Genomic DNA, 25,297 nt, shown 5'->3' with positions numbered 1-25,297 from the left:
CCGACAGCCCCTCGCGGTGATACATCCCCGCTCGAGAATCACCGAACGTGGCCGGGTGAATACGAATGAACTTCGGGTCATTCGCCTCGGGCGCGGCCCGATGTAACAAGAGGGAATCAGTTCACCGCCGCCCGGCCACCACCCACCGACGGGGACCTTCTGCTCGCGAACGGACAGATTCGTCCCAAATTACTCTGCGCGACCAACAGGCTGCCGACCGCTGCCCGAACCGGGAGACGTCTCTGGTCACAAAAACGTCCGGTTCTGTTCAATCCGGACGGGAGAACATGTATAAGTCATCCCGGTATGTGAACTGTTTCTGCCGGTTCGCGGCTCCTTCGCCACCGTCACGGCAGGCACTTGCCGACCCGTTCCATCCGCGTACACATCCGCGACGAAGGGACCGAATCGATGCGACAACTGGGCGTCTATCTGGCGACGGCGATCACCGCCGTCGCCGGGACCGCACTGGTGGCCACCACCCCGGCCTCGGCCGCACCGGCACCCGCAGCCGTGACCCAGAAGACCACGGCGAGCGACTACATCGTCCTGCAGGAGGCGGGCGGCACCCTGGCCGCCAAGGCCGCCGTGCAGAAGGCCGGAGGCACGGTTCTCGCCGAGAACGCCGCTCTCGGCTACGTGGTCGCCCGCAGCGACCAGGCCGGCTTCCAGAGTGCGGTGAACGCCGACAAGTCCGTCCTCGGTGCCGCGCCGAACCAGGTGATCGGCCGGGCCCCCGAGACCAAGAAGGCCGACGCCGCGCAGATCGAAGTGCTGCGCAAGCAGGCCGGGGCCCAGGGCGCGGCGAGCACGAAGGGTGCGGGCAAGACCTCCAGCAGCGAGCCGCTGGCCGATCTGCAGTGGGACATGAAGCAGATCGACGCCACCAAGAAGGGCTCCTACGCCAAGCAGAAGGGCAGCAAGAAGGTCCTGGTCGGGATCATCGACACCGGGGTGGACGGCAGCCACCCGGACATCGCGCCGAACTTCAGCAAGAAGCTCTCGCGCAACTTCGTCACCGACATCCCGGACATCGACGGGCCGTGCGAGGTGGCCAGCTGCAAGGACCCGGCCGACGTCGACGACGACGGCCACGGCACGCACGTGGCCAGCACGATCGGCTCGCCGGTCAACGGCATCGGGATCGCCGGGGTGGCGCCGGACGTCACGCTGGTGAACATCCGGGCCGGTCAGGACTCGGGCTACTTCTTCCTGCAGGCCACCCTGGACGCCCTCACCTACGCCGGCGACATCGGCGTGGACGTGGTGAACATGAGCTACTACGTCGACCCGTGGCTGTACAACTGCACGAACAACCCGGCCGACACCCCGGAGCAGCAGAAGCAGCAGCAGGTCACCCGGACCGCGGTGCAGCGGGCGGTGGACTACGCCCGCGGCAAGGGCGTGCTGCCGGTGGCGGCCGAGGGCAACGAGAACCACGATCTGACCAAGTCCCGGCAGGACACCACCTCGCCGAACTACCCTGAAGGCGTCGCGCACGAGCGCACGGTCGACGCTTCCTGCCTCAACGTCCCGGCCCAGAGCAAGGGCGTGGTCACGGTCACCTCGACCGGCCAGAGCGAGCGCAAGGCCTACTACTCCAGCTACGGCCTGGGTGTGAGCGACGTGGCGGCCCCCGGTGGCGACACCTACGACACGGCCGACCAGCAGCGTGACTTCGGCGCCGGCATCCTCGCCGCCTACCCCAAGCACCTGGCGGAGCTGAACGGGGACATCGACGAGAACGGCGAACCGACCAACCCGGCCGTGGTCAAGTCCACCAAGGGCAAGACCGTCGCGTACTACCAGTACCTGCAGGGCACCTCGATGGCCTCGCCGCACGCCGCCGGGGTGGCTGCTCTGGTGGTGAGCGAGTACGGCAAGAAGGACAAGAGCGGACTGGGGCTGAGCCCGGCCAAGACCGAGGCCAAGCTGCTGAACTCGGCGAAGGAGAAGGCCTGCCCGACTCCGCGAACCGTCACCTACACCCGGATCCTGCCGACCGGGGTGGTCTCCACCAGCCAGTCCACCTGTGAGGGCCCGAAGAAGAACAACGGGTTCTACGGCAACGGCATCGTCAACGCCAAGGCGGCGGTGACCGGCAAGCTGTAAAACCAACTGCAGTCAACAAAGGACGTCGGTGCGCACCTCGGGTGGGCACCGACGTCCTCTGCTGATGGTTGCCTACCAGGCCCAGTACAGCTCGGGCGGCAGCACCAGGAGAACCAGGGTGATCAGCCACAGGTTGAGCATCAGCACCAGCGCGCCGACCACCGCGGGCTGCCGCCGGCGGCCGAGTTCCACGCTCACCAGCAGCAGGCCGAGCATGGCCAGCCAGGTGAGCGGGCTGTGCGGCAGGCCGAGATCCCGGCCCAGCGGCTCGTGGTTCGGCTGGCTGCCCAACTGCGAGATGTACCAGTAGGCCAGGAAGGCGCGAAAGGCCCACCAGGCCGGGCGAACCGCCCGGGCCAGATCGCGCAGGACCGGCCACCACCGCTGGCCGGCGAGGGCCGCGCCGAACTGACCGCGGACGTCCTCCCGCACTGTGTCGAAGGCCCTGGACAGACCCCGCAGGAACGTCCAGGTGCGGCCGTTCGGGAGCCGGAGCCGGCCGCGTCCGGGCAGACCGGCGGCTTCTCGCAGTTCCGCCGCATAGGTTTTCGGCGGGCCGAACCGCAGGGCCGGAACCTCTTGTGGTGCTATCGATTCGGTCAGGTCGGCGGCCAGACCGTCGGTGAGCTCACCGATCGTCTCGGCCGGCAGATCGTCGAGTTCGGCCCGTACCGCCTCGACGTAATCGCCCACCCGGCTGCTGGTCTGGAGCGTTTGCACCGTCATTCCCCCTGGTCGGTCGGTTCCGGGGTCTCGCTGCCCGGCGTGGCTTCTGCGGTCGGCTCCTGGCTGGGCCCTTGGCTGGGTCCCTGAGTGGGCTCCTGGCTGGGCATCTGAGAGGGCTCGGCGGAGGGCGTGATTGCGGTTGCCTCGGCCGGAGTGGGCACGGTCACCGGGAACTGCATCCGGTCCGGCGCTCTGGGCGCGCGGATCGTGGACGGGAGCTCCTCGCCGTTCTCGTCGTAGCCGGAGATCCTTTCCTGCAGCGGGTAGACGTTGAACCGTTCCTGCCCCTGAGCGGTCTGCGCCGGAACCAGTTCGACGTAGTTCCAGCCGTTCTCGGCGTTGTCGCTGAACTCCCGCTCGACCGGCTGGAGCGGCCGGCCCTGCTCGTCGAAGAGCTGCACACCCTCGAGCGGGTTGCCCTCGGAGTCGTACGGGAAGATGTTCCGGACCGGTTGGCTGCCGTTGTAGATGCCGTCGGACTGAGCCATGACTTCGGAGTCCGCGTCTCCTCCGACGAATTCGGCGGCCGCGGGGGGACCCGGCTGGGAGCCGACCAGCAGCGTGAAGAAGGCCAGGATCAGCGCGATCCCGGCGATGACGTCCGCCGCCCTGATCAGCCGGCGGCGCAGCGCGTCCCGTTCGGCGAGGTTGCGCCGGCCGGCCTCGATGCTGATCACGGCCAGGATCACGAACAGCAGCCACTGGGTGAATCCGTAGGGCATCCAGCCCACGCCGTCGGTCAGCTGCGCCAGGATCAGCTGGGAGATCACCAGCGCCCGGAAAACCCACCACACCGGCCGGACGGTGACCGCGAAGGCCCGCACGTCCGGGCCGAAAGACTGGTTGTCCAGCCAGCGTTCGAACCGCTCGGCCTGGCTGCGGATCCGGTTCGTGGGCCGGAACGAGCGCTTGCGGGGTTCGGCGCGTGGGGGAAGCCCGGCCGCGGCCCGAAGCTCGGCGGCGTACACCTCCGGGCGCCCGAACATCTCCACCAGCGTGGCCCGGCTGTCGGCCAGAGCGTCGACCAGGTCGGCCTCCAGCCCGCCGGTGAGCTCCTCGACCTCGTCCGGGCCCAGATCACCCAGTTCCTGGCGGACTGCGGCCACGTACTGCACCGGGCCGGGTGCCTCGATCAGCGTGCTCATCGCGTTCCCTCCGAAGCCACGCGGCGCCGCTCGGTCAGCGGCACGGTGTTACTGGTCTGCTCTCGTTCCGGGTCCTGCGGCTCGCCCGGAACCGGCTCTACCGGTTTTGCCTGGTGCGCCGGTTTTTCCGACTCGGCCAGCAGCGCGGTCATGGTGTCGGCGAACCCGGCCCAGGTGATCCGCTGCGCGCCGAGCTCCTCCCGGCCACGCGGGGTGATGCCGTAGTACTTGCGGTGCGGACCCTCGTCCGAGGGCACCACGTAGGAGGTGAGCGACCCGCCCGCGTACAGCCGCCGCAAGGTGCCGTAGACCGAGGCGTCGCCGACCCCCTCCAGGCCGGCCCCCCTCAACCGCCGCACCACGTCGTAGCCGTACCCGTCTTCCTGCGAGACCACCGCCAGCACCGCGACGTCCAGCACTCCCTTGAGTAACTGCGTCGTATCCATCTCTCTCCCGACCTCCGGCTCAGGCCGCCGCCTCATCCACCTGAGGCCGCTGCCGCACTTGGGAAGGTACCGCGCAATGCGCAGTACCGTCCACCATGCGGGAGCGGCGTGTCCTTCTGCGCAGTGGCTGGTGAATCTGCCGGAGCGGACGTGACGGGTCGCATGCGTGTGGGACGAACCGGTTGCCTACGGCCGGTCGCGGTTACGGCTAGGCTCGCCCATCGTGCGTCTGGTTATCGCTCGTTGTTCAGTTGACTACGCCGGGCGGTTGACCGCCCACCTCCCGCTCGCCACCCGTCTCCTGATGGTCAAGGCCGACGGCAGCGTTCTGGTGCATTCCGACGGAGGCTCCTACAAGCCTCTGAACTGGATGAGCCCGCCCGCCAAGCTGACGGTCGCGGCGCCGGACGAGGCGGCCGCCGAGGTCGGGGTGATCGAGGTCTGGACGGTTCAGGCCGGCAAGACCGACGACCGGCTGATCGTCAGCCTGCACGAGGTGCTGCACGACAGCAGCCACGAGCTGGGCGTCGACCCGGGCCTGGTCAAGGACGGGGTCGAGGCGCACCTGCAGAAGCTGCTGGCCGAGCAGGTGAACCGGCTGGGCGAGGGCTGGCAACTGGTCCGGCGCGAGTACATGACCGCCATCGGCCCGGTGGACCTGCTGGTCAAGGACGCCAAGGGGGGCTCGGTGGCGGTCGAGATCAAGCGCCGCGGCGAGATCGACGGGGTCGAGCAGCTCACCCGCTACCTGGAGCTGATGAACCGGGACCCGCTGCTGTCCCCGGTCGCCGGGATCTACGCGGCCCAGGAGATCAAACCCCAGGCCCGGGTCCTGGCCGAGGACCGCGGAATCCGCTGCGTGATCCTCGACTACGACGAGATGCGCGGCCTGGACGACGTGGAGCACCGACTTTTCTGATGCTGTACCGACTCGTCTACAAGCACCTGCTGGTCCACGTACCGGCCGAGACCGCCCACCACGCCGCGTTCGCCGCGATCCGCCTGGTGGAGCGGGTTCCCGCGCTGCGCACCCAGCTGGCCCGGCTGCTCGCCCCGAAGGATCCGGTGCTGCGCACCCGCGCGCTCGGCCTGGACGTACCGGGCCCGCTCGGCCTGGCCGCGGGCTTCGACAAGGACGCCCTGGCCCCGGACGCGCTGGCCGCGATGGGCTTCGGGTTCGTCGAGATCGGCACGGTGACCGGGCGGCCGCAACCGGGCAACCCCAAGCCGCGGATGTTCCGGCTGACCGAGGACCAGGCCCTGATCAACCGGATGGGCTTCAACAACCACGGCTCGACCTCGGCCGCGGTCCGGCTGAAGGCCCGGACCGGCAGCGCGGTGGTCGGCGCGAACATCGGCAAGACCAAGGTGGTCGGCCCGGCCGACGCGATCGAGGACTACGTGGCCAGCGCCGCCCGGCTCGGCCCGGTGGCCGACTACCTGGTGGTCAACGTCAGCTCGCCGAACACTCCCGGGCTGCGCGACCTGCAGGCGGTGGCCTCGCTGCGCCCGCTGCTGAGCGAGGTTCGGCGCACTCTCGATGCATCCGGCCCGGCCGGTCGCGGCAGCGGCACCCGCCGGGTCCCGCTGCTGGTGAAGATCGCCCCGGACCTGTCCGACGAGGACGTGGACGCGGTCGCCGACCTGGCCGTCGAGCTGGGCCTGGACGGGATCATCGCGACCAACACCACGATCTCCCGGACCGGCCTGCGCACCGACGCGGCCGAGGTGGAGGCGATCGGCGCGGGTGGGCTGTCCGGCCCGCCGGTGGCCCAGCGCTCCCTGGAGGTCCTGCGGCGGTTGCGGGCCCGGGTCGGCGCGGACATGGTGCTGATCGCGGCCGGCGGGATCACCACCGGCGACGACGCGTACGAGCGGATCCGGGCCGGGGCGTCGCTGGTGCAGGCGTACACCGGGTTCATCTACGGCGGGCTGTTCTGGCCGCGTCAGGTGCAGCAGCGGATCGCGGAGCGCCTGCGGGCCGACGGCTTCACCTCGGTGAACCAGGCCGTAGGGGCTGACCTCGAGGCGAGCTGAGAAGCGTCCAATGGTGGACGTCGGTGGGCACCTCGCGTCTTGAGCCGCGGGTTTTGGTGGGCACCGACGTCCTCAAGCAGTTGGTACCCCTGAGAATGCGCGGGAGGGCACCTTCGCTCCTTACCCCCTTCGCCGGATAGACCCGGATGGTGGACGTCCAGTAGCCCGTGACCACCTACTCACGGCACCATCCCTCTTATGGCTGCACGGGTTAGCGTCATCGGCGCGGGTGTTATCGGGTTGTCCTGCGCGGTCCGGCTGGCTGAGGCGGGGCACAGCGTCGACGTGCTCGCGCGGGAGATGCCGCTGGAGACCACGTCAGCGGTGGCCGGTGGACTGTGGCAACCGTTCTTGGCCGAGCCGCGAGACCAGGTGGAACGCTGGGGGCACGCTACCTACCGCGCTCTTGCTGAGCTCGCTGGGGACAGCGCGACGGGGGTAGTGCTGCGCCCGGGGTACATCGTCGGAACCGATGAACGGCCCACTTTCGCCGATGGACTGCCCGTCGATCTGACCCACGTCAATCATCCTCACCCCCAGCACCGCAACGGCTGGCACCTCACCGTGCCCATGGTCGACATGTCGGTCTACCTGCCGTACCTGGTGGCCCGCCTGCAGGCAGCCGGCGGCACGCTGACCCGGCTCCCCCTGACCGCGCTGCCCACCCGGGGGCTGATCGTCAACTGCACGGGCCTCGCCAGCCGTGCGCTCGCCGCCGACCCGACCGTGTTTCCGGTCCGGGGTCAGGTGCTGCGGATGTCCAACCCGGGAATCAACGAGTGGTGGGCCAATGATGCCGACCCGGACGTGCTCACCTACGTACTGCCGCACCGCCAGCACGTAGTGGTCGGTGGCACTGCGCAGGACAACAACTTCGACACCACGCCGGACCAGGTGCTCGCGGAGCAAATTCTGCAGCGGGCCAAGGAACTCGTGCCCGCGTTGGGGCGCGCTACCGTGCTCGCCCACCGGGTAGGTCTGCGCCCGGCCCGCCCGGCCGTCCGCCTGGAGACCGTACGCGCGGCTGAGGGTACGACGGTTCACTGCTACGGCCACGGTGGCAGCGGGGTAACACTTTCCTGGGGCTGCGCGGACGATGTGCTGGCCGAGGTCGCCGCGCTGGCGTAAGAATTTCTTTCCGGGGCTGTCGATCGGCGTTGGGCTCGCTCGTCATCACCACGACAGTCCATCGGCGCCCGGGAAGGAACGAACGTCATGCGCTACACGCTCCTGATGCACTACTCCGAAGAGGCCGGCCAGGTGCTCCCGCCCGAGGTGCTCGAAGAGGGTAGGCGTGCGATGCGCAGCTACGCCGCCACGCTGCAGGCCGCCGGGGTGCTGATCTCGGCCGAGGTACTGCAGTCAACGGCGTCCAGCACCACGATCCGGGTACGCGACGGTGCCCTGCAGGTACAGGACGGTCCGTTCGCTGACACCAAAGAACAGCTCGCCGGGACGTTTGTGATCGACGTGGCGGACCTGGATGCGGCCATCGCCTGGGCCCGGCAGTCGCCGCAGGCGCAGTGGGGTGCGATCGAAATCCGGCCTGGGGCAACGCACACCGTTGCGGGGGTCTGGCAGCCGAACACGTGAGTTCCGCAGAGGCGCGGGCGGCGGCCGAACATGCTGCCCGCGCTTCGTACGGACGTCTGATTGCTGTACTGGCTGCGTCCAGCGAAGATATCGCCCTGGCGGAAGACGCTCTGAGCGGCTCATTCGAAGCGGCGCTACGCCATTGGCCTTCGCAGGGGGTACCTGAAAACCCCGAGGGCTGGCTGCTTACCGTAGCCCGTAACCGGCAACGCGACGTCTGGAAGGCGGCCGCCACCCGGACGGCCGCCCAACTTGACGAGACCGCCGCCGCCCACGACCCCCTGGACTCTCGTGAGTCGCCGGGCGCTGACACTCCCCCGGGCTCTTACGATCCCCTGGCGGATCACGACCCCCTGGCGATCGGCGAGCGGCGCCTGGAACTACTTTTCGTCTGCGCCCACCCAGCCATCGACCCGGCCGTCCGTACCCCGCTGATGCTCCAGGCCGTCTTGGGTTTCGAGGCCGCAGAGATCGCCCGCGCGTTCGCCGTGGCGCCGGGCACGATGGCACAGCGACTGGTCCGAGCCAAGCGCCGAATTAAGGACGCCCGCATCCCCTTCGCGATCCCCGACCGGAGAGCGATGCCGGAGAGACTGTTTCCGGTCCTGGAAGCGGTTTACGGCTGCGCGGCGATCAGCTTGCGCCAGGGCCCGGATTCGCTGGCCGGGGAGGCTCAATACCTGGCGGTGACGCTCGCTGGCCTCCTGGAGAACGATTCCGAGGCGTGGGGGCTGGCTTCATTGACGACGTTTGCGCTGGCGTGGTCTCGCACAGACGGCTTTGTGCCGCTGGAAGAACAAGATCCGGACGAGTGGAGCCCCCGGCTGATCGCGGACGGCGAGGCCTACCTGCGCAAAGCCCAACCTTCCGGTCCCCCTGGCCGGTTTCAGCTGGAGGCCGCGATCCAGGCCGTGCACGCTGATCGGCGCCGCACTGGTGAGACCGATTGGGCTGCGCTGAACACGCTCTACACAGCGCTTCTCGTGGTCGGGCCGAGCTTGGGCGCCGCCGTCGCAGCAGCCGTGGTGGCAGGAAGGTTGCACGGTCCCGAAACCGGCCTGGCAGCGCTGCCGTCCGACGGAGTGGAGGCATTTCAGCCTTACTGGGCTGCGCGGGCGGATCAGATGATGCGGGCCGGGCTGGATGCTTCCGCGTGCTACCTACGGGCCGCCGAGCTTACGGACGATGTTGCTGTGGCCCAGTTTTTACGAGGCCGGGCGGTTGTGGCGACTTCAGCGGAGGAGTCGAGAGCGCCGGGCTCGGCCTGACCAGCGGACTGGGCGCCGAGGCCCGCTGGCCAGTACGGCGACCACGAAACTTGACCGGTTCTACGCCGGGCCACTCAGTCCAGCAGTGGGTGAACAAAGAGCGCTGAGGCAACACCAAGTTCACCCGGTACCGGATCCGGCCCGTGCAACCGGTCACCCGGTGAACGTTCGTGGCCATCGCACTGGACGATGTGTACACGCGGTACCAGGTGGCCCAGGTTTACACATCTCGCATCCCTTCGGACGGAACTGCGGGCGAGCGCGGGCCATGAAGGGGCTGCAGCGATCGAGGCTCGATGCGGCCAGATACAGCAGTGCGACCAGGAGCAACAGTTCCACCAGATCCAGCGACTCGGCCACAGGCGCGCGGGCGCCGATCGCCGTATCGGGCGTCTGCCCCGCCTGGAGCTGACCGTGAGGCAGCCGCCGCGCTGCGTCATGCTTGATCGGATCGGCCTTGTGAACGGTGAGGCTTCCGGGATCTGGCGAATTAAGTTTTGCGTCTCACTACTGCACTCGACTCTCGGGGTAAATACCTACCTCCATTAAGGCCATTTAAGGCCGGGGAAGGGTTGAGGAAAGCTTCGCGGCCGCCGTTGAGTGCTTCTTGACGCTCGTTTTACTCAGCCTGGGATGTGGCCCTCACCAGCACTTTTCTCTCGCACAACGGGTCACGGCCGGCCACCGGAACATTGGTTGCCGGGGCCCGGAGAAAAACTGTAAGTTCCCTGCGACTTCAGACGATCCCCGCCTCCGGGCGCGGTTGCAGGAGGAATAGACGGATGACAGAGGGCTTTCCGCTGGCCGGTGAGAACACCGGCGGCCAGGGTGGCCGTGTGGTCTCCGCGAACTCGTCCGTGGGTTCCCCCGCACCGCTGGCCCGGCCGCGGCGCGAGCGCAGGCCACTCGTCCGTAAACCGCTTGCTGCTTCTGGGGTTTCCCGGCGCAGCATGCTGGTCAGCGGGGCAACCGCAGTGGCAGCGGCCGGTGGCACGGGCTATCTGCTGATGCGAGGGGGCAGCAGCTCGCCTGTGTTACCGGCGCAGAACGCTGCGGCCGGTGGGTCGGGAAGCGTTGCGGCGGGCGGCTCGTCGATGGCCGGCGAGGCGTTGTCGGCCGCCGAAGCGAGTGGCGCGGGGGCGGCCGCCGATGCGAGTGGGGTCGGGGCGGCCGCGGGGCGGGGAACCTCCCGGGCCGCGGCGGGTGCTGCCGGTACCGGCTCGGTGGCCGCGGCGAAGAAGAAGATCAAGGTCGATCCGGATCTGCTGATCGGCCGGGCCACCTACGGGCGCACCGCCGCGAGCGACCGTTCGATCGAGCGGCTGGGCGCCTCCGCCTGGCTGGAGCGCCAGCTGCGCCCGGCCAAGATCAAGGACCCCAAGGGGCAGGCCGTGGACGCCCAGTTCCCGGATCTGAAGTGGAGCATCGCCCAGGCCCGGGCCGGTCTCGAGGTCGGCTCGTGGGACCTGATGATGGACGTCTGCACCCACCACCTGGGCCGGGCGCTGTTCTCCAGCCGTGAGCTGTTCGAGGTGATGGTGGACTTCTGGTCCAACCACCTCAACATCGCCTGCCCCGGCGGCGACGTCTGGGACACCCGGCACCGCTACCAGATCGACGTGATCCGCAAGCACGCCCTGGGCACGTTCGAGGATCTGCTGCTGGCCAGCGCCTTCCACCCGGCGATGCTGACCTTCCTGGACGGCACCAACTCCAGCAAGGAGGCGCCGAACGAGAACTACGCCCGTGAGGTGCTGGAGCTGCACACGGTCGGGGTGAACGGCGGCTACACCGAGAAGGACATCCAGCGCTCGGCCCTGCTGCTGACCGGCTGGACGTTCTGGGACGGCAAGCGCAAGTACGAGCCGCAGCGCCACCACACCGGCCGGATCAAGGCGTTCGGGTTCAGTATCGCCAACGCCGACGCCGCCAAGGGCCCGGTGGCCCAGCGCAAGTACCTGCGCCACCTGGCCCGGCACCCGAAGACGGCCCGCAACATCGCCACCAAGCTGGCCACCCACTTCGTCTCCGACAGCCCGCCGAAGTCGCTGATCGACAGCCTGGCCAAGGTGTACACGAAGCACGGCACGGCGATCGGGCCGGTGCTGCGGGCGCTGTTCACCTCGCCGGAGTTCGCCGCCTCGAGCGGGGAGAAGATCCGCCGCCCGATGGAGCAGGTGGTGGCCAGTGCCCGGGTCCTCGGGGTGAAGAACGGCTCGAACGCCAAGGCCCTGACCGACATGTACTACATCGTCAAGGACGCCGGGCACGGCCCGCTGGGCTGGTCGATGCCGAACGGCTACGCCGACCGGGCCTCGGCCTGGCAGTCCCCGGCCGGGGCGCTGCAGGTGTTCAACTCCACCACCGCGATGGTGCACGGCTGGTGGCCGACCAAGATGCAGCTGCCCGGGCCGGAGAAGCTGCTGGCCAAGAAGCCCACCACCCGGGCCGGGGTGATCACCGCGGTGGGCAAGAAGGTGTTCGGCCGTGGCCCCACCGAGCGCGAGCGCTCGGCCGCGGTCACCCTGCTGAACGGCACCAAGCTGCCCAAGACGTTCAACGCCGACTCGTGGGAGCAGCACGAGAGCATCGCGCTGACCGCCACGCTCTTCCTGTCCGCCCCCGCCCATCTCTCCGTCTGAGCAGAACGGTTTTCGACTGATGACGATTGCGACCCCGCAGACGCCGGAGCAGATGCTCGACTGCGGCTGCCCGGAGAACCGCGGAGTCTCGCGCCGGAACCTGTTCCGGATGGCGGCCGTCGGCGGTCTGGCCACCGCCACCACGCTGTCCGGGGCCACTCTGGCGTTCGGTGCCCCGGCCGGCACCGGCACGCTGGTGGTGCTCTCGCTGCGCGGCGGCTTCGACGGGCTCTCGGCCGTGGTCCCGCTCGGCGACCCGGCCTACGCCAAGGCCCGCCCGGGGATCGCGGTGGCGGCCGGCCAGGCCAAGAAGCTGGACTCGATGTTCGGCCTGCACCCGGCCCTGAAGCCGGTGTTCAAGCTGTTCGACAACGGCACCATGGCCGCGGTGCACGCGGTGGGCCAGGCCGACCCGACCCGTTCGCACTTCGAGGCGATGGCCGAGATGGAGCGCGCCGCACCTGATTCCAGCCTGCGCACCGGCTGGATCGACCGCACGCTGGGCAGTCTGGGCAACCCGGGGGCGTTCACCGGTACCCAGGTCGGCTCCGGCTCGATGCCCGACTCGATGATCGGGCCGAACATGAAGTTCGCGATGAACTCGATCGCCGGGGTGAAGCTCTCGGTCGGCGAGGACCTGGTGCCGCTCTCGCGCTGGCGCTCGGCCCTGAAGACGCTGCACGCCGGAGCCGCCCCGGAGCTCCGGGCGCCGATGACGAACGCGCTCGGGGCCGTGGGCAAGATGGGCAAGTTGCAAAAGGGCGAGGGCCGGTCGGCCAAGGATCTGGGCTACCCGGAGACCGGCCTGGGCAACGCCCTGCACGACGTGGCCCGGCTGATCAAGGCCGACATGGGCCTGCGGGTGGCCACCGTCGACTTCGGCAACTGGGACATGCACGTGAACCTGGGCAAGTCCGACGGCGGCTGGATGAGCAACCAGCTCGGCGAGATGGCCAAGGCCCTGGCGGCTTTCGCGGCCGAGCTGGGCGCCGACGGCCTCAAGCGCACCACCCTGCTGACCCTCAGCGAGTTCGGCCGCCGGCTGGAGGAGAACGGCTCGGGCGGGCTGGACCACGGCCACGGCAACGTGGTGCTGGCGCTGGGCGGCGGCCTGAAGCAGGGCGTGCACGGCCGCTGGCCCGGCCTGGGCGCATCGAAGCTGGTCGACGGCGACCTGGCGGGCACCACGGATTACCGCTCGATCGTGTCCGAGGTCCTGAAGAAACGTGTCGGTGTGGACTCCACGGCCGACATCTTCCCCGGTTTCAAGCCCAAGACGGTTGGCTTGGTCTGAGACCGCGGGTCGGGGAGGACGGCGCCGGACTGTGAGGGGTTCGGCGCCGTCCCTCTTTTGGCGAGAACGAAAGTACTCAGCGTTCCCCGCCGGGCACCCAGAGCACGTCGCCACCGGCGTCCTGGTTCGCCACCCGGCCGAGGATGAAGAGCAGGTCGCTGAGCCGGTTCAGGTACTTGGCGGTGAGCGGGTTGACCCCGCCGTCGGCCGCGCTGCCGTGTGCCTCGAGCGCCGCCCAGACCGCCCGCTCGGCCCGCCGGGTCACCGTGCGGGCCACATGCAGGTAGGCCGAGGCCGGCGAACCGCCGGGCAGGATGAACGAGCGCAGGGCCGGCAGGTCCGCGTTGAACTCGTCGCAGGCCGCCTCCAGACGCTCCACGTAGTCCGCGCTCACCCGGCCGCGATCCGCCGAGTCCTGGGTGAGCGGCACACACAGGTCGGAGCCGACGTCGAACAGGTCGTTCTGCACCCGGCGCAGCAGTTGCGTGATCTTCGGATCGAGCTCACCGCCGGCCGCCAGGACCACCCCGATCGCGCTGTTGGCCTCGTCGCAGTCGGCGTAGGCGATCAGCCGCGGGTCGTTCTTCGAGGTGCGAGTGAAGTCACCCAGAGCAGTCGTGCCGTCGTCACCGGTCCGGGTGTAGATCCGCGTCAGGTTCACCATCCGCCCAGCCTAAAGCCGCACCCGCGGCCCGGCCCGCGCCCGCGGCGGCATCAGCAAGGCCGGTAACAGCGTCCGCCGGGCGAACGATAGGGCTTCTACCTGTGCGTACTCGCGCTGCACCGAGACGCCCGGGCACTGACCCCTGCCCGGATGTCGGCCGCGCCGGCCCGATCGGTCATACGATGCGTTTTCGTGGAAGCTTTCCGGATCATGGGTGGCGCACCGCTGCAGGGCGGCGTGCGGGTGGCAGGCGCGAAGAACAGCGTGCTAAAGCTGATGTCGGCGGCCTTGCTGACCGAGGGCACGACGACGCTGTCCGACGTGCCGGACATCCTCGACGTCCGGATCATGGTCAAGCTGCTCACCCGGCTGGGCTGCGGGGTGGACTACGTCGACGGCAGCGGCATGCTCTCGATCACCACCCCGGCGATGCCCGGGCACAAGGCCGACTACGACCTGGTGCGGGCGATGCGGGCCTCGATCAGCGTGCTCGGCCCGCTGCTGGCGCGGTGTGGCGCGGCCCAGGTGGCGCTGCCCGGTGGGGACGCGATCGGCTCGCGCGGTCTGGACATGCACGTGTCCGGCCTGGAGACGCTGGGCGCGCAGATCGAGGTGCAGCACGGCTTCCTGGTGGCGCACGCCCCGGGCGGGCTGCGCGGCGCGGAGATCCGGCTGGACTTCCCCAGCGTCGGGGCCACCGAGAACCTGCTGATGGCCGCGGTGCTGGCGAACGGGCGCACGGTGCTGGACAACGTGGCCCGCGAGCCCGAGGTGGTGGACCTGTGCCGGATGCTGCGCCGGATGGGTGCCAAGATCGACGGGGTGGCCAGCTCCACCCTGGAGATCATCGGCACCGACAGCCTCTCGCCGGTCGAGCACCGGGTGGTGCCGGACCGGATCGTGGCCGGCACCTGGGCGTTCGCCGCGGCGATCACCGGCGGCGACGTGATCGTGCACAACGGCGAGCCGGGTCACCTGGAGCTGGTGATCGACAAATTGGTGGACGCGGGGGCCGAGGTGATCACCCTGGCCGACGGTTTCCGGGTCAAGGGGCCCGAGCGGCCGAAGGCGGTCGACGTGGCCACGCTGCCCTACCCCGGGTTCCCGACCGACCTGCAGCCGTTCATGGTCACCCTGTGCGCGCTGTCCGACGGCGCCGCGATGATCACCGAGAACCTGTTCGAGGCCCGGTTCCGGTTCGTCCAGGAGATCGCCCGGCTGGGCGCCCACGTGCGGATGGACGGGCACCACGCGTTCGTCCGCGGCGTACCCCGGCTCTCCGGCGCTCCGGTCGAGGCCAGTGACATCCGGGCGGGCGCGGCGCTCGTGCTGGCCGGCCTGGTGGCCGACGGCGAGACCATCGTCTACGAGGCCGGGCACGTGGACCGGGGCTACGACCGCTTCGACCACGCCCTGCGCACGCTCGGCGCGGATGTGCGCCGGTTCGAGGTCACCGAGGCCTCCGCGGCGTCCTAAGTCCCTAGAGGTCCCGGGAAGCAGGTGGGGCCGGCGGCGCGGCCAGGATGGTGCGGGCGATCTTGACGTCCTTCTCGAACACCATCAGCCGGGGCCCGTCGTTGGTCTGCACCAGCTTGCCGCGGATCTGGTTCTCGGCCAGCCGCAGCCGCAACTGCTCGCCCTCGATCATGGTGGCGGGCGAGGCGACCGGCACGAAAAGCCCGTAGTCGTTCTCCCCGCCGCGCCGGGGCCGACGGGCCACCACCGACTTGCCCGGGCTGAAGGTCCAGCGCAGGAACAGCAGCATCACCCCGAAACCGGCCAGCACCACCAGGATCGAGACCAGGTACGAGCTGCCGTCGCCGTACAACATGGAACCCAGTGTCCACGTTCGGGCCGAGTCAGGGCCACCACCATCTGCGGGCGCCGCCGAGTTGCCCCGAAGAAGCCGCGTGGTAAAAGCACGGCGGGTCGCTACTGTTCACTCCCTGCATTCCATGTCACAGTAAGTCGTCAGCCTGTTACCGGGTGAGGACTGACGAACGCAGGGGATGAGTATTCGATGACTGGATCGCCGGGACCCCGGCTGACCGTCGACGTGGTGAACCCTGGCATGCGGCTGCGGCTGAAGGGCCGGCTCGATGCGCGCTCGGCCCCGGCCGCGAGGTCCGGGCTGCACGCGGCGGTCGACGGCGGTCAAGGTGAGCTGGTGATCGAGATGAACCAGCTGGAGATCTGGGACGGGGCGGGGCTGGGCGTGCTGGTCGGCACCGCCCGCCGGGTTCGGCAGGGCGAACGGCAACTGGTGCTCACCGGAGTGCGGGCCCGAGAGCTACGGCTGCTGCGGGTGGCCCGGGTGACCTGGAGTTCCTCGGTCCGGGCGGCCGCGCTGGCCGGCTGAGACAACCCGAGCAAAAGGACGATTCGCGCCCGGGCCGGGCACGAATCGTCCACTGTTCGGTTGCCTTTCAGTCGTGCAACGCCGGAACCCACCGCGGCTTGCGATGGGCCCGCTCCCCCAGCACCGCCAGCACGGCCGGCAGCAGGATGCCGCGCACCACCGTGGCGTCGATGAACACGGCGGTGGCCAGGCCGACCCCGAGTTGCTTCATCTCCAGCACCGACATCGTGGCGAAGATCGCGAACACCGCCACCATCACCGCGGCCGCGCTGGTCACCGTGCCGGCGCTGCGGGCGACCCCCAGGCGCACCGCGTCCTTCGGGTGGTGACCGGCCCGCCAGGCCTCGCGCACCCGGGAGACCACGAAGACGTGGTAGTCCATCGAGAGGCCGAACAGGATCACGAACATCAGCAACGGCAGCCAGGAGGCGATGGTGCCGATCGAGGTGAAGCCGAGCAGGCCCTCGGCCCAGGTGTTCTGGAAGATCAGCGTCATCACGCCGTAGCCGGCGCCGACCGAGAGCAGGTTGAGCAGCACGGTGGCCAGGGCCAGCGAGGGCGAGCCGAACGACAGCACCATCACCACGAAGGTCAGCGCCAGCACGAACCCGACCACCGGCAGCAGCCGGCTGTCCATCCAGCTGCTCAGCTCGGTCCCCTCGGCCGCTCCGCCCAGATGCACCGCAGCGCCGGGAAGTTCGCGCTCCACCAACGGAACCACCTGATCCCGAACGGCTTCCACCGCATCCCCGGCCCGCTCGTCCGAAGCCTCGTAGGCGATCGGCAGGTGCATCACGGAAACTGTTCCGTCGGTGGAGGTCTGCACTTCAGCCGACTCCCCCGCAACCCAGCCGGTGCCCTGGGCGGCCGGCCAAGCGTCCTCAAGCACTGAACGCACCTGCGGGGCCTCGGAAGCCGGGGCCCCTACCACCAGCGCGATGGTGGAACCCTCCTGCGGGAAGGCCTCGGTCATCGTCATCGTGGCTCGCACCTGCGGAAGGTCCTGCGGCAACGACTCGACCCCGGGCAGCGAGGTGCGCATCGAGGCGGCCGGGACGGCCAGCGCCACCAGGAGCGCAGTGGCGGCGAGGGCCCAGATCAATGGACGACGGGTGACCGCACCCGCGAGCCGTCCCCACGGGCCGTTCACACTGGCCTCGCGCCCCACCCGGCGTCCGACGAAAGGCAGCCGCAGCCGGTCGATCTTGTCTCCGAGCAGCGACTGGATCGCCGGAAGCACCGTGGCCGAGGCGATCACGGCGACCGCCACCACGATCATCGCGCCGATCGCCAGCGACGTGTAAAGCCCACCGGCGACCAGCATCCCGGCCATCGAGACGACCACCGTGATCCCGGAGATGATCACCGCCCGGCCGGCCGTTGCCCCGGCCACCCGGATCGTCTCGCGCACCGGGAGCCCGTGAGCCCGCTCCTGCCGGGCCCGGCGGATCACGAAAAGCGCGTAGTCCACCCCGACCGCCAGGCCGATCAGCAGGACCAGGCTCTGGGTGTTCTGGTCCACCGGGTAGGACTGCGAGATCAGCGCGGTGACCCCGAGCGCGGTACCGACCGCGGCCACCCCCAGCAGCACCGGCACGAAGGCCGCCACCACCGAGCCGAAGGCCAGCAGCAGGATCGCCAGAGTCACCGGCAGGCTGACCATCTCGGCCAGCTTCAGGTCGCTCTCGATCTGCTCGCCGACCCCCACGTTCAGCGAGCCCTGACCGGTCTGGCCGACCTCCAGGTCCGGGTGGCCGGCGGCGAAGCGGTCGGTGATCGGCAGCAGCGCCTCGGCCGTGGCGTCGATCCGGGCGTCGTCGTCCTTGGGCACGTCCAGCTCGATCGTGGCCAGCAGCGTCCTGCCGTCCGACGAGACCAGCGGCTCCCCCACGGTGGCGACCCCCGCCACCCTGGAGTACGCCTGGTCGATCTGCTCGCCGATCGTGGCGGTCTGCTCCGTGCTCAGCGTTCCCCTCCGCGCGCTGATCACGATGTGCTCCACCGGCTTGTCCCCGAAGTCCGCTCCCTCCAGCAGCTCCGAGGCCTTGCGGGAATCGCCCACCAGCTGTTCGGCGCCGGTGGTGGTCTGCAGCCCGCCCCCGAGCAGCACCACCCCCGCGGCCAGCACCAGGACAGCAGCGAGCAGGGTGCTCCAGCGATGATCCGCGCACCAGGAGGCCATCGATCTGCGCCGGCGGCGGGGTGGCTCAGCGGGCGGGACCAGACGTGGACGTTCCGAGTTCGTCGTTGTCGTCATGGTGCACCAGCGTCGCGACCTCCGGGGCGAAGATCATTGGGGTGCTCCCCTCGATCGATGGTGGGGTTATCCCCACCCCCTTCGGGGTGGTCGCGGTATCCCCTGTGCCCGCTCCGGCGCCCTACTTTGTTGGAGTGATCAAGACAACCGATGTCGCCCCCGGGTTCGACCTGGGTGAGAAGTGGTGGCTGTGGGGTCTGCCCACCGCATCCGGTGCCCAGCAGGTCGTCGTCTGGTGGCTGCGGGGCTGGCCCGCGATCTGCCACCTCGCCCTGGACATCGTGCTGGCCGTCCCCTACCTGCTGCTGAGCATCTTCCTGGTCCTGGCGATCTGCCTGCTGCCGGTGTTCGGGATCGGCCTGCCGATCCTGCTCGGGGTGCTGCTGGCCGCGCTGGCCGCGGCCCGGCTGGACCTGCTGCGGCTGGAGTCGATGAGCGGCGAGCCGCTGGAGTGGATGGGCTTCGCAAACGCCCAGCAGCAGCCGTCCTTCTGGCGGCGCTGGCTGCTCGGCGGGACGCAGTGGCGCTCGATGGCCTGGGTGGCGATCCAGGGTTTCTGGGGTCTGATCACCGGCACCGTGGTGGTGGTGTTCGCCTCGGTGACGCTGGCGCTGGTCCTGGCCCCGGCGTACGTGTGGATCCTGCCGGACGCCGAGATGTACTGGCCCTGGGGCGGAACCACCTCGGGGATCTGGTGGCTGATGCTGGTCTTCTTCATCGGTGCGGTGGGCATGCTGATCACCCCGCTGACCGCCACCGGCCTGCTCGCGCTGAACCTGTTGCTGGCCCGGCTGCTGCTGACCCGGGCCACCAGCGCCGAGCAGGTTCGGCAGCTGAACCAGCGGGTGCAGACCCTGACCCGCACCCGGGCGGCGGCGGTGGACTCGGTGGAGGCCGAGCGCCAGCGGATCGAGCGCGACCTGCACGACGGCCCGCAGCAGCGGCTGGTCGCGATCGCGATGGATCTGGGGCTGGCTCGCGATCGGCTGAACCGCGACCCGGAAGGGGCCCGCGACCTGATGGACAAGGCGCACAGCGCGGCCAAGGAAGCGGTGGTCGAGATGCGCCAGGTGGCACGGGGAATCCACCCGCCGATCCTGACCAACCGAGGGCTCGACGCCGCGCTCTCCGCGCTCGCCGCCGGTGCTCCGGTGCCGGTCAGCGTGCAGACCGCGCTGCCCACCCGGCCGGATCCGACGGTCGAGGCGATCGCCTACTTCTGCGTCAGCGAGGGCCTGACCAACGTGGCCAAGCATGCGCACGCGAAGCAGGCCCGGGTGCTGGTCAGCGCGGTCGGTGAGTGGTTGCGGATCGAGATCGAGGACGACGGTGTGGGCGGCGCTCAGCCCGGCGGCGAGGGTGGTGGTACCGGACTGCGCGGGCTGGCCGACCGGGTCGCCGCGATCGACGGTGCGGTACACCTGTCTTCACCGGCCGGTGGTCCCACCGTGCTGACCATTCATCTCCCCCTGACGGTCAGGAGCTCGTCATGACGATCCGGGTTGTGCTGGCCGAGGATTCGGTGCTGCTGCGCGAGGGCCTGCTGCGGCTGCTCTCGGAGACCGGCTTCGAGGTGGCCGAGGCCTGCCCCGACGGCGACTCCTTCCTCAAGGCGGTCGAGGCGCACCGGCCCGACCTGGTGATCGTGGACGTGCGGATGCCGCCGACCTTCACCGACGAGGGGGTGCGGGCCGCGCTGGTGGTGCGGCACCAGTACCCGCAGATCGCGGTGGTGGTGCTCAGCCAGTACGTGGAGGAGAACTACGCCACCGAGCTTTTCGCGGCACGCTCGCGCGGCATCGGGTACTTGCTGAAGGACCGGGTGGCCGACGTCAGCGACTTCGCCGAGGCGCTGCGCCGGGTGGCCGAGGGCGGTACCGCGCTGGACCCGGAGGTGGTGGCCCAGTTGTTCAGCCGGGCCACCCGTAAGGACCCGCTGGCCCGGCTGACCCCGCGCGAACGCGAGGTGCTCGGCCTGATGGCCGAGGGCCGCTCGAACACCGCGATCGCCGCGAACCTGGTGATCGGCGAGGGTGCGGTGGAGAAGCACGTCTCCAGCATCTTCGGCAAGCTCGATCTTCCCCCGGCCGCCCAGGACCACCGTCGGGTCCTGGCCGTCCTCCGCTGGCTCGGCCAGGAGGCCTAAGGATGCCCACGATGACGTACGAACCTGGTTCCCCCGAGGCCCAGGCCGCTGCGGCGGCCGCGCAGCCCCAGCGACGCAGCCCGTGGATCGGCCCGGTCCGGGTGGCGAGCATCGTGCTCGGCGTGAGCCTGGTGGGCGTGGGCACGCTGGCAGTGATCACCCAGTTCGCCACCCGGGTGCAGACCGAGGCGGTGGTGGTGGACTCTCCGGTCAGCAGCCTGAAGGTGAAGGTTCCTTCCGGTGACGTGGTGCTGCGCGACGGCCCGGCCGGTGGGCCGGTGCAGATCGAGGTGCGGACCACCGCGGCGCTGAGCGATCCCAGCTGGTCGCACCGGGTGAAGGACGGCACGCTCACCCTGGACGGCGCCTGCTCCGGGAGCTTCCTGATCCACAACTGCTCGGTCGCCTTCGAGGTGGTGCTGCCCGCCGACGTGAAGGCTGATCTGGACACCGGCTCCGGCGACGTCACGGTCACCGGCATGAACGGCGGCACGAAGGCGCACACCGGTTCCGGCGACATCCGGCTGGGCACGATCGGCGGCGACATCCAGGCCAGGGCCGGCAGCGGCAACGTCCACGGCACTCAGCTCGACTCCGCCCGGGCCGAGATGAACACCGGATCGGGTGACGTGAAGGCCGAGTTCACCCAGGCCACCTCGCAGGTGAACCTGAAGACCGGTTCCGGCGATGTCCGGGTCTCCTTCGGCGCGGCACCCACCTCGGTGAACGCCCGGACCGGCTCCGGCGACGTGCGGATCCTGCTGCCGAACGACGGCACCAGCTACGACGTCAGCGGCACGACCGGCAGCGGTGACCGTGAGATCGAGGTGCCGACCGGTAGCCAGACCCACCGGATCGAGGCGAACACCGGCTCGGGCGACGTGCGGGTGGGGTACGACTGGACGCTTTCTTCCCGGCCGACGAACGGCTGAGGCAGGCTTTTCCTGCAGTAATGGCGATCGGCGGGAGATAGTTGACCGCCGAAGCATCACTGGCGCGGAAGAAATGGGACAGAACAGGTTTCAAGAACCGCGCACGGGGTATCACTAAGGGCGAGGAGAGGCCGCTAGAAGCCGAGGAGGCGCAGCCTGCAACTCAGCCAGTGAGCCGGGCGCCGAGAGGGAACATCCTGGTGAGAGCCGGATGAGGCGCCGGGTGGACCACGAATGGCAGGCCGGGTCGTCCACGCCGGATCAGGTGGGTCGAGTGCGTGGGCGGCCGGGTCGCAGCACGACGAGAGCGATGCACGAACAGCCGGTGGAAGTCAGGCGATGAACGGTTGCATACCGGGAGGCGTCGCTTCCAGCCAAGTGGCGAACCCGGTGTAGTCCGATCTCGTCATGGCCATCTCGAGGATCTCCGGGTTCTCCCGGCCATAAGTACATCGCACGATCACGGCGCCCGGCAGGATCGAGTGCACGTCCTGCTCGCTGGGCTGTTTCCATTCCAGCAGATCGAGCTGCGAACGGATCAGCACCCGGGTCGGCCGGGGATTGACGGTGAAGATCCGGAACCATTCCAGCCGGTCTTCCCCGTACCGCGCGACGCCCAGGATCCAGGCGCTCGCGCGGCGAGGGCGCTCGCGTCTCAGCGAGCAGTCGAACGTGGCGCCGTTACGGGCCAGCAGGTAACGGCGGAGAATGAACAGAGCAAGGACCAGGCCGAAGAGGACAAGGAGCGCGCCGAGAATCTCGAGCGGGACTACCAGGTCTTCCAACTACGGCCGGGCCGGGCTCAGCGGGCCGAGTCGGTGACGAGGGCCGCGGTGTCGGCGACCACGGTCACCCGGTCGTGGTCGATGGACAGGAACCCACCGTCCTCGACCTGAGCGACCACCGTCTCGCCGGCTTCGCCGCGGATCGTGACCTGACCGGGGGCGAGCAGCGCCAGCGTCGGCTCGTGACCGGTGAGCACACCGATCTCGCCTTCGCTGGTGCGGGCGATCACCATCCGGGCCGTGCCCGTCCAGACCTTCGCCTCGGCACTCACCAGTTCTACCTGGAGCGGCACGACGGTTCCTCCGTGTTCTTCAACTCGCGGCCCGCCGGGAGACGGGTACGAGCGCTGTCGACACAATATCGGCTCTCGCGAGCCTGGGTACGGGGGACGGCCATTTGCGGCCGTCCCCCGTACCCGATCGCCTTGATCAGGCGCCGGTGTTCTTCTGGATCTCGGCCCACTTGCGCTCGACGTCGTCCAGGCCACCGCACATGAAGAAGGCCTGCTCGGCGACGTGGTCGAACTCGCCGTCGGCGATCCGGGTGAACGCGTCCACCGTCTCGTCGATCGGGACGGTGGAACCCTCGATGCCGGTGAACTGCTTGGCGACGTAGGTGTTCTGCGACAGGAAGCGGGAGATCCGGCGGGCCCGGTTGACGATGATCTTGTCCTCTTCGGACAGTTCGTCGACACCCAGGATCGCGATGATGTCCTGCAGTTCCTTGTTGCGCTGGAGGATCTGCTTGACCCGCACGGCCGTGTTGTAGTGGTCCGTGGAGATGTACCGCGGGTCGAGGATCCGCGACGTCGAGGTCAGCGGGTCCACGGCCGGGTAGATACCCATGGACGCGATCTCACGGGAAAGCTCCGTGGTGGCGTCCAGGTGGGCGAACGTGGTCGCCGGGGCCGGGTCGGTGTAGTCGTCGGCCGGCACGTAGATCGCCTGCATCGAGGTGATCGAGTGACCCCGGGTCGAGGTGATGCGCTCCTGCAGGAGGCCCATCTCGTCGGCCAGGTTCGGCTGGTAACCCACGGCCGAGGGCATGCGGCCCAGCAGGGTCGAGACCTCGGAACCGGCCTGGGTGAACCGGAAGATGTTGTCGATGAAGAGCAGCACGTCCTGGTTCTGAACGTCGCGGAAGTACTCCGCCATCGTCAGCGCCGAGAGGGCGACCCGCAGACGGGTGCCCGGCGGCTCGTCCATCTGGCCGAAGACCAGGGCGGTCTGCGGGAGAACGCCGGCCTCCTCCATCTCGACGATCAGGTCGTTGCCCTCACGGGTGCGCTCGCCGACCCCGGCGAACACCGACACACCACCGTGGTCCTTGGCGACCCGGGCGATCATCTCCTGGATCAGCACGGTCTTGCCGACGCCGGCACCACCGAACAGGCCGATCTTTCCACCCTGCACGTACGGGGTGAGCAGGTCGATGACCTTGATGCCGGTCTGGAACATCTCGGTCTTGGACTCGAGCTGGTCGAAGGCCGGGGCCTTGCGGTGGATCGGCCAGCGCTCGGTGATCTCGAGCTTCTCGTCGCCCTCGAGGTTCAGCACGTCGCCGATCGCGTTGAACACGCGACCCTTGGTGACGTCACCGACCGGGACGCTGATCGGGTTGCCGCTGTCGGAGACCGACATGCCGCGGACCAGGCCGTCGGTCGGCTTCAGGGCGATCGCCCGGACCAGGTTGTCGCCGATGAACTGGGCGACCTCCAGCCACAGGCGGATGTCCTCGCCGTTCAGCGGGTAGTCGATGTACAGAGCGTTGTACATCTCGGGCAGTGCGCCCTGCGGGAACTCGATGTCGACGACGGGGCCGATGACCCGGGCCACCCGGCCGACGCCGGCCTGGCCGCTGGTCGCACCGGTTTCGGTGACGGTGGCGGTCATTTCGCTCTTCTCTCTGTCATGGCTCGTGGCTCGGGCTTAGGGTCAGCAGCTGGTTAGCTGGCCAGCGCGCTGGCGCCGCCGACGATCTCGCTGATCTCCTGGGTGATCTCGGCCTGACGCGCCTGGTTGGCCAGTCGCGTGTAGGTCCGGATCAGTTCCTTGGCGTTGTCCGAGGCGGACTTCATCGCGCGCTGGCGGGAGGCCAGCTCGCTGGCCGAGGCCTGCAGCAGCGCGTTGAAGATCCGGCTGTTCACGTACTTCGGCAGGAGCGCGTCGAGCACCTCCGCCGGGTTCGGCTCGAAGGAGTACAGCGGCAGCAGCTCGTCGGCGGCCGGGGGCTCGGTGCCCTCGACGACCTCCAGCGGCAGCAGCCGGACGATCTCCGGCTGCTGCGTCACCATGCTGACGAAGCGGGTGTAGACGATGTGGATCTCGTCGACCCCGCCGTCCTCGTACTCCTTCAGGAACGCCTCGACCAGGGTGTCACCGATGGTCTCGGCGTCCTCGTACCGCGGGGCGTCCGAGAAACCGGTCCACTCCGCGGCGGCCTCGCGCTTGCGGAAGCGCAGGAAGGCCACGCCCTTACGTCCGGTGACGTAGGTGGCGACCTCCTTGCCCTCCTCGGTCAGCCGCTCGCGCAGCTGCTCGCCGGCGCGGATCGCGTTCGAGGAGTAGGCACCGGCCATACCCCGGTCGGCCGTGACCACCAGCACCGCTGCGCGGCGCACGGTCTCCTTCTCCGTCGTGAGGATGTGATCCACGTCGGAGTAGGTCGCGACCGCCGAGACTGCGCGGGAGATCGCCCGCGCGTACGGAGTCGACGAAGCCACGGCCTGCCGCGCCTTCGAGATCCGGGACGAGGCGATGAGTTCCATCGCCCGGAAGATCTTCTCCAGGGACCGGGTCGACTTGATCCGGGCCCGGTAGACCCTCTGCTGCCCTGCCATCTCGCTCAGCTCTCCTTATGATCCGCGCCGTTGGGCGTCGTCCGACAGCGC

General features: G+C 69.3%; 22 protein-coding genes and 1 pseudogene. 13 read left to right on the top strand and 10 right to left on the bottom strand.

Features of this window, described 5'->3' with window-relative positions; genetic code table 11:
- Nucleotides 1-411 precede the first annotated feature (411 nt).
- Nucleotides 412-2,112: a S8 family peptidase gene (locus tag LR394_RS04030; protein WP_231438979.1), complete on the top strand. Its 1,701-nt coding sequence runs from the start codon at nucleotides 412-414 to the stop codon at nucleotides 2,110-2,112.
- A gap of 72 nt (nucleotides 2,113-2,184) precedes the next feature.
- Here LR394_RS04030 and LR394_RS04025 read toward each other — a convergent pair whose 3' ends face one another.
- From LR394_RS04025 to LR394_RS04015, 3 genes and pseudogenes are all read right to left on the bottom strand, one after another.
- Nucleotides 2,185-2,832: a hypothetical protein gene (locus tag LR394_RS04025; protein WP_231438978.1), complete on the bottom strand. Its 648-nt coding sequence runs from the start codon at nucleotides 2,830-2,832 to the stop codon at nucleotides 2,185-2,187.
- A 2-nt stretch (nucleotides 2,833-2,834) separates the two neighbouring features.
- On the bottom strand, nucleotides 2,835-3,983 hold the full coding sequence (locus tag LR394_RS04020; protein ID WP_231438977.1) for a hypothetical protein: 1,149 nt from the start codon (nucleotides 3,981-3,983) through the stop codon (nucleotides 2,835-2,837).
- Between the two features lie 128 nt (nucleotides 3,984-4,111).
- Nucleotides 4,112-4,429: pseudogene (locus tag LR394_RS04015) on the bottom strand (PadR family transcriptional regulator); the annotation flags it as partial.
- Between the two features lie 223 nt (nucleotides 4,430-4,652).
- Here LR394_RS04015 and nucS point away from each other — a divergent pair.
- From nucS to LR394_RS03980, 7 genes are all read left to right on the top strand, one after another.
- Nucleotides 4,653-5,348: an endonuclease NucS gene (gene nucS, locus LR394_RS04010; RefSeq protein WP_231438975.1), complete on the top strand. Its 696-nt coding sequence runs from the start codon at nucleotides 4,653-4,655 to the stop codon at nucleotides 5,346-5,348.
- Between the two features lie 2 nt (nucleotides 5,349-5,350).
- A complete protein-coding gene (locus tag LR394_RS04005; protein ID WP_407936979.1) occupies nucleotides 5,351-6,466 on the top strand; it encodes a quinone-dependent dihydroorotate dehydrogenase in 1,116 nt (371 codons plus the stop codon).
- Between the two features lie 198 nt (nucleotides 6,467-6,664).
- Nucleotides 6,665-7,594: an FAD-dependent oxidoreductase gene (locus LR394_RS04000; protein WP_231438973.1), complete on the top strand. Its 930-nt coding sequence runs from the start codon at nucleotides 6,665-6,667 to the stop codon at nucleotides 7,592-7,594.
- A gap of 87 nt (nucleotides 7,595-7,681) precedes the next feature.
- Nucleotides 7,682-8,059 carry a YciI family protein gene (locus tag LR394_RS03995; protein ID WP_231438972.1) on the top strand — a complete coding sequence of 126 codons (378 nt, stop codon included), beginning with the start codon at nucleotides 7,682-7,684 and terminating at the stop codon, nucleotides 8,057-8,059.
- Nucleotides 8,056-9,327 (top strand): RNA polymerase sigma factor, encoded by a 1,272-nt coding sequence (locus LR394_RS03990; protein ID WP_231438971.1) that lies wholly within the window; start codon nucleotides 8,056-8,058, stop codon nucleotides 9,325-9,327. Before LR394_RS03995 ends, LR394_RS03990 begins: the two co-directional genes overlap by 4 nt.
- A 782-nt stretch (nucleotides 9,328-10,109) precedes the next feature.
- A complete protein-coding gene (locus LR394_RS03985) occupies nucleotides 10,110-11,969 on the top strand; it encodes a DUF1800 domain-containing protein (protein ID WP_231438970.1) in 1,860 nt (619 codons plus the stop codon).
- 19 nt (nucleotides 11,970-11,988) lie between these two features.
- Nucleotides 11,989-13,263: a DUF1501 domain-containing protein gene (locus LR394_RS03980; protein ID WP_231438969.1), complete on the top strand. Its 1,275-nt coding sequence runs from the start codon at nucleotides 11,989-11,991 to the stop codon at nucleotides 13,261-13,263.
- Between the two features lie 76 nt (nucleotides 13,264-13,339).
- Here the strand turns inward: LR394_RS03980 and LR394_RS03975 are convergent, their stop codons facing one another.
- Nucleotides 13,340-13,927, bottom strand: a complete 588-nt coding sequence (locus tag LR394_RS03975; protein WP_231438968.1) for a cob(I)yrinic acid a,c-diamide adenosyltransferase — start codon at nucleotides 13,925-13,927, stop codon at nucleotides 13,340-13,342.
- A gap of 192 nt (nucleotides 13,928-14,119) precedes the next feature.
- Between LR394_RS03975 and murA the strand changes: the two genes are divergently transcribed.
- Entirely contained in the window at nucleotides 14,120-15,403 is a 1,284-nt protein-coding gene (gene murA / locus LR394_RS03970) for a UDP-N-acetylglucosamine 1-carboxyvinyltransferase (protein ID WP_231438967.1), read from the top strand.
- Nucleotides 15,404-15,407: 4 nt separating this feature from the next.
- Here murA and LR394_RS03965 read toward each other — a convergent pair whose 3' ends face one another.
- Nucleotides 15,408-15,758 carry a hypothetical protein gene (locus LR394_RS03965; RefSeq protein WP_231438966.1) on the bottom strand — a complete coding sequence of 117 codons (351 nt, stop codon included), beginning with the start codon at nucleotides 15,756-15,758 and terminating at the stop codon, nucleotides 15,408-15,410.
- A gap of 189 nt (nucleotides 15,759-15,947) precedes the next feature.
- Here LR394_RS03965 and LR394_RS03960 point away from each other — a divergent pair, with 189 nt between their 5' ends.
- Nucleotides 15,948-16,286 (top strand): STAS domain-containing protein, encoded by a 339-nt coding sequence (locus LR394_RS03960; protein ID WP_231438965.1) that lies wholly within the window; start codon nucleotides 15,948-15,950, stop codon nucleotides 16,284-16,286.
- Between the two features lie 67 nt (nucleotides 16,287-16,353).
- On the opposite strand, the gene LR394_RS03955 is transcribed toward LR394_RS03960, so the two are convergent.
- Nucleotides 16,354-18,543, bottom strand: coding sequence for an MMPL family transporter (locus LR394_RS03955; RefSeq protein WP_231438964.1), 2,190 nt, complete (start codon nucleotides 18,541-18,543; stop codon nucleotides 16,354-16,356).
- A 134-nt stretch (nucleotides 18,544-18,677) separates the two neighbouring features.
- Here LR394_RS03955 and LR394_RS03950 point away from each other — a divergent pair, with 134 nt between their 5' ends.
- Genes LR394_RS03950 through LR394_RS03940 form a run of 3 tightly spaced genes read left to right on the top strand, consistent with a single transcriptional unit; the run spans nucleotide 18,678 to nucleotide 21,621 of the window.
- The gene (locus tag LR394_RS03950; protein ID WP_231438963.1) at nucleotides 18,678-20,036 is read left to right on the top strand and encodes a sensor histidine kinase; all 1,359 of its coding nucleotides are present in this window, start codon (nucleotides 18,678-18,680) and stop codon (nucleotides 20,034-20,036) included.
- Nucleotides 20,037-20,038: 2 nt separating this feature from the next.
- Complete coding sequence (locus LR394_RS03945; RefSeq protein WP_331283044.1) at nucleotides 20,039-20,689, top strand: response regulator transcription factor; 651 nt, start codon at nucleotides 20,039-20,041, stop codon at nucleotides 20,687-20,689.
- Between the two features lie 11 nt (nucleotides 20,690-20,700).
- Entirely contained in the window at nucleotides 20,701-21,621 is a 921-nt protein-coding gene (locus tag LR394_RS03940) for a DUF4097 family beta strand repeat-containing protein (RefSeq protein WP_231438961.1), read from the top strand.
- Nucleotides 21,622-21,953: 332 nt separating this feature from the next.
- Here LR394_RS03940 and LR394_RS03935 read toward each other — a convergent pair whose 3' ends face one another.
- The 4 genes from LR394_RS03935 to LR394_RS03920 all read right to left on the bottom strand — a co-directional run bounded on the left by LR394_RS03935 (nucleotide 21,954) and on the right by LR394_RS03920 (nucleotide 25,246).
- Nucleotides 21,954-22,406, bottom strand: coding sequence for a DUF2550 domain-containing protein (locus LR394_RS03935; RefSeq protein WP_231438960.1), 453 nt, complete (start codon nucleotides 22,404-22,406; stop codon nucleotides 21,954-21,956).
- Nucleotides 22,407-22,423: 17 nt separating this feature from the next.
- Entirely contained in the window at nucleotides 22,424-22,699 is a 276-nt protein-coding gene (locus LR394_RS03930; protein ID WP_231438959.1) for a F0F1 ATP synthase subunit epsilon, read from the bottom strand.
- 136 nt (nucleotides 22,700-22,835) lie between these two features.
- Entirely contained in the window at nucleotides 22,836-24,299 is a 1,464-nt protein-coding gene (gene atpD / locus LR394_RS03925; protein ID WP_231438958.1) for a F0F1 ATP synthase subunit beta, read from the bottom strand.
- A gap of 53 nt (nucleotides 24,300-24,352) precedes the next feature.
- Nucleotides 24,353-25,246, bottom strand: coding sequence for a F0F1 ATP synthase subunit gamma (locus tag LR394_RS03920; RefSeq protein ID WP_231438957.1), 894 nt, complete (start codon nucleotides 25,244-25,246; stop codon nucleotides 24,353-24,355).
- Between the last annotated feature and the right edge of the window lie 51 nt (nucleotides 25,247-25,297).

Origin of the sequence: Kineosporia babensis (genome assembly GCF_021129305.1) — a bacterium.
Lineage (GTDB): Bacteria > Actinomycetota > Actinomycetes > Actinomycetales > Kineosporiaceae > Kineosporia > Kineosporia babensis.
This window is presented reverse-complemented; position numbering and strand designations above follow the sequence as displayed.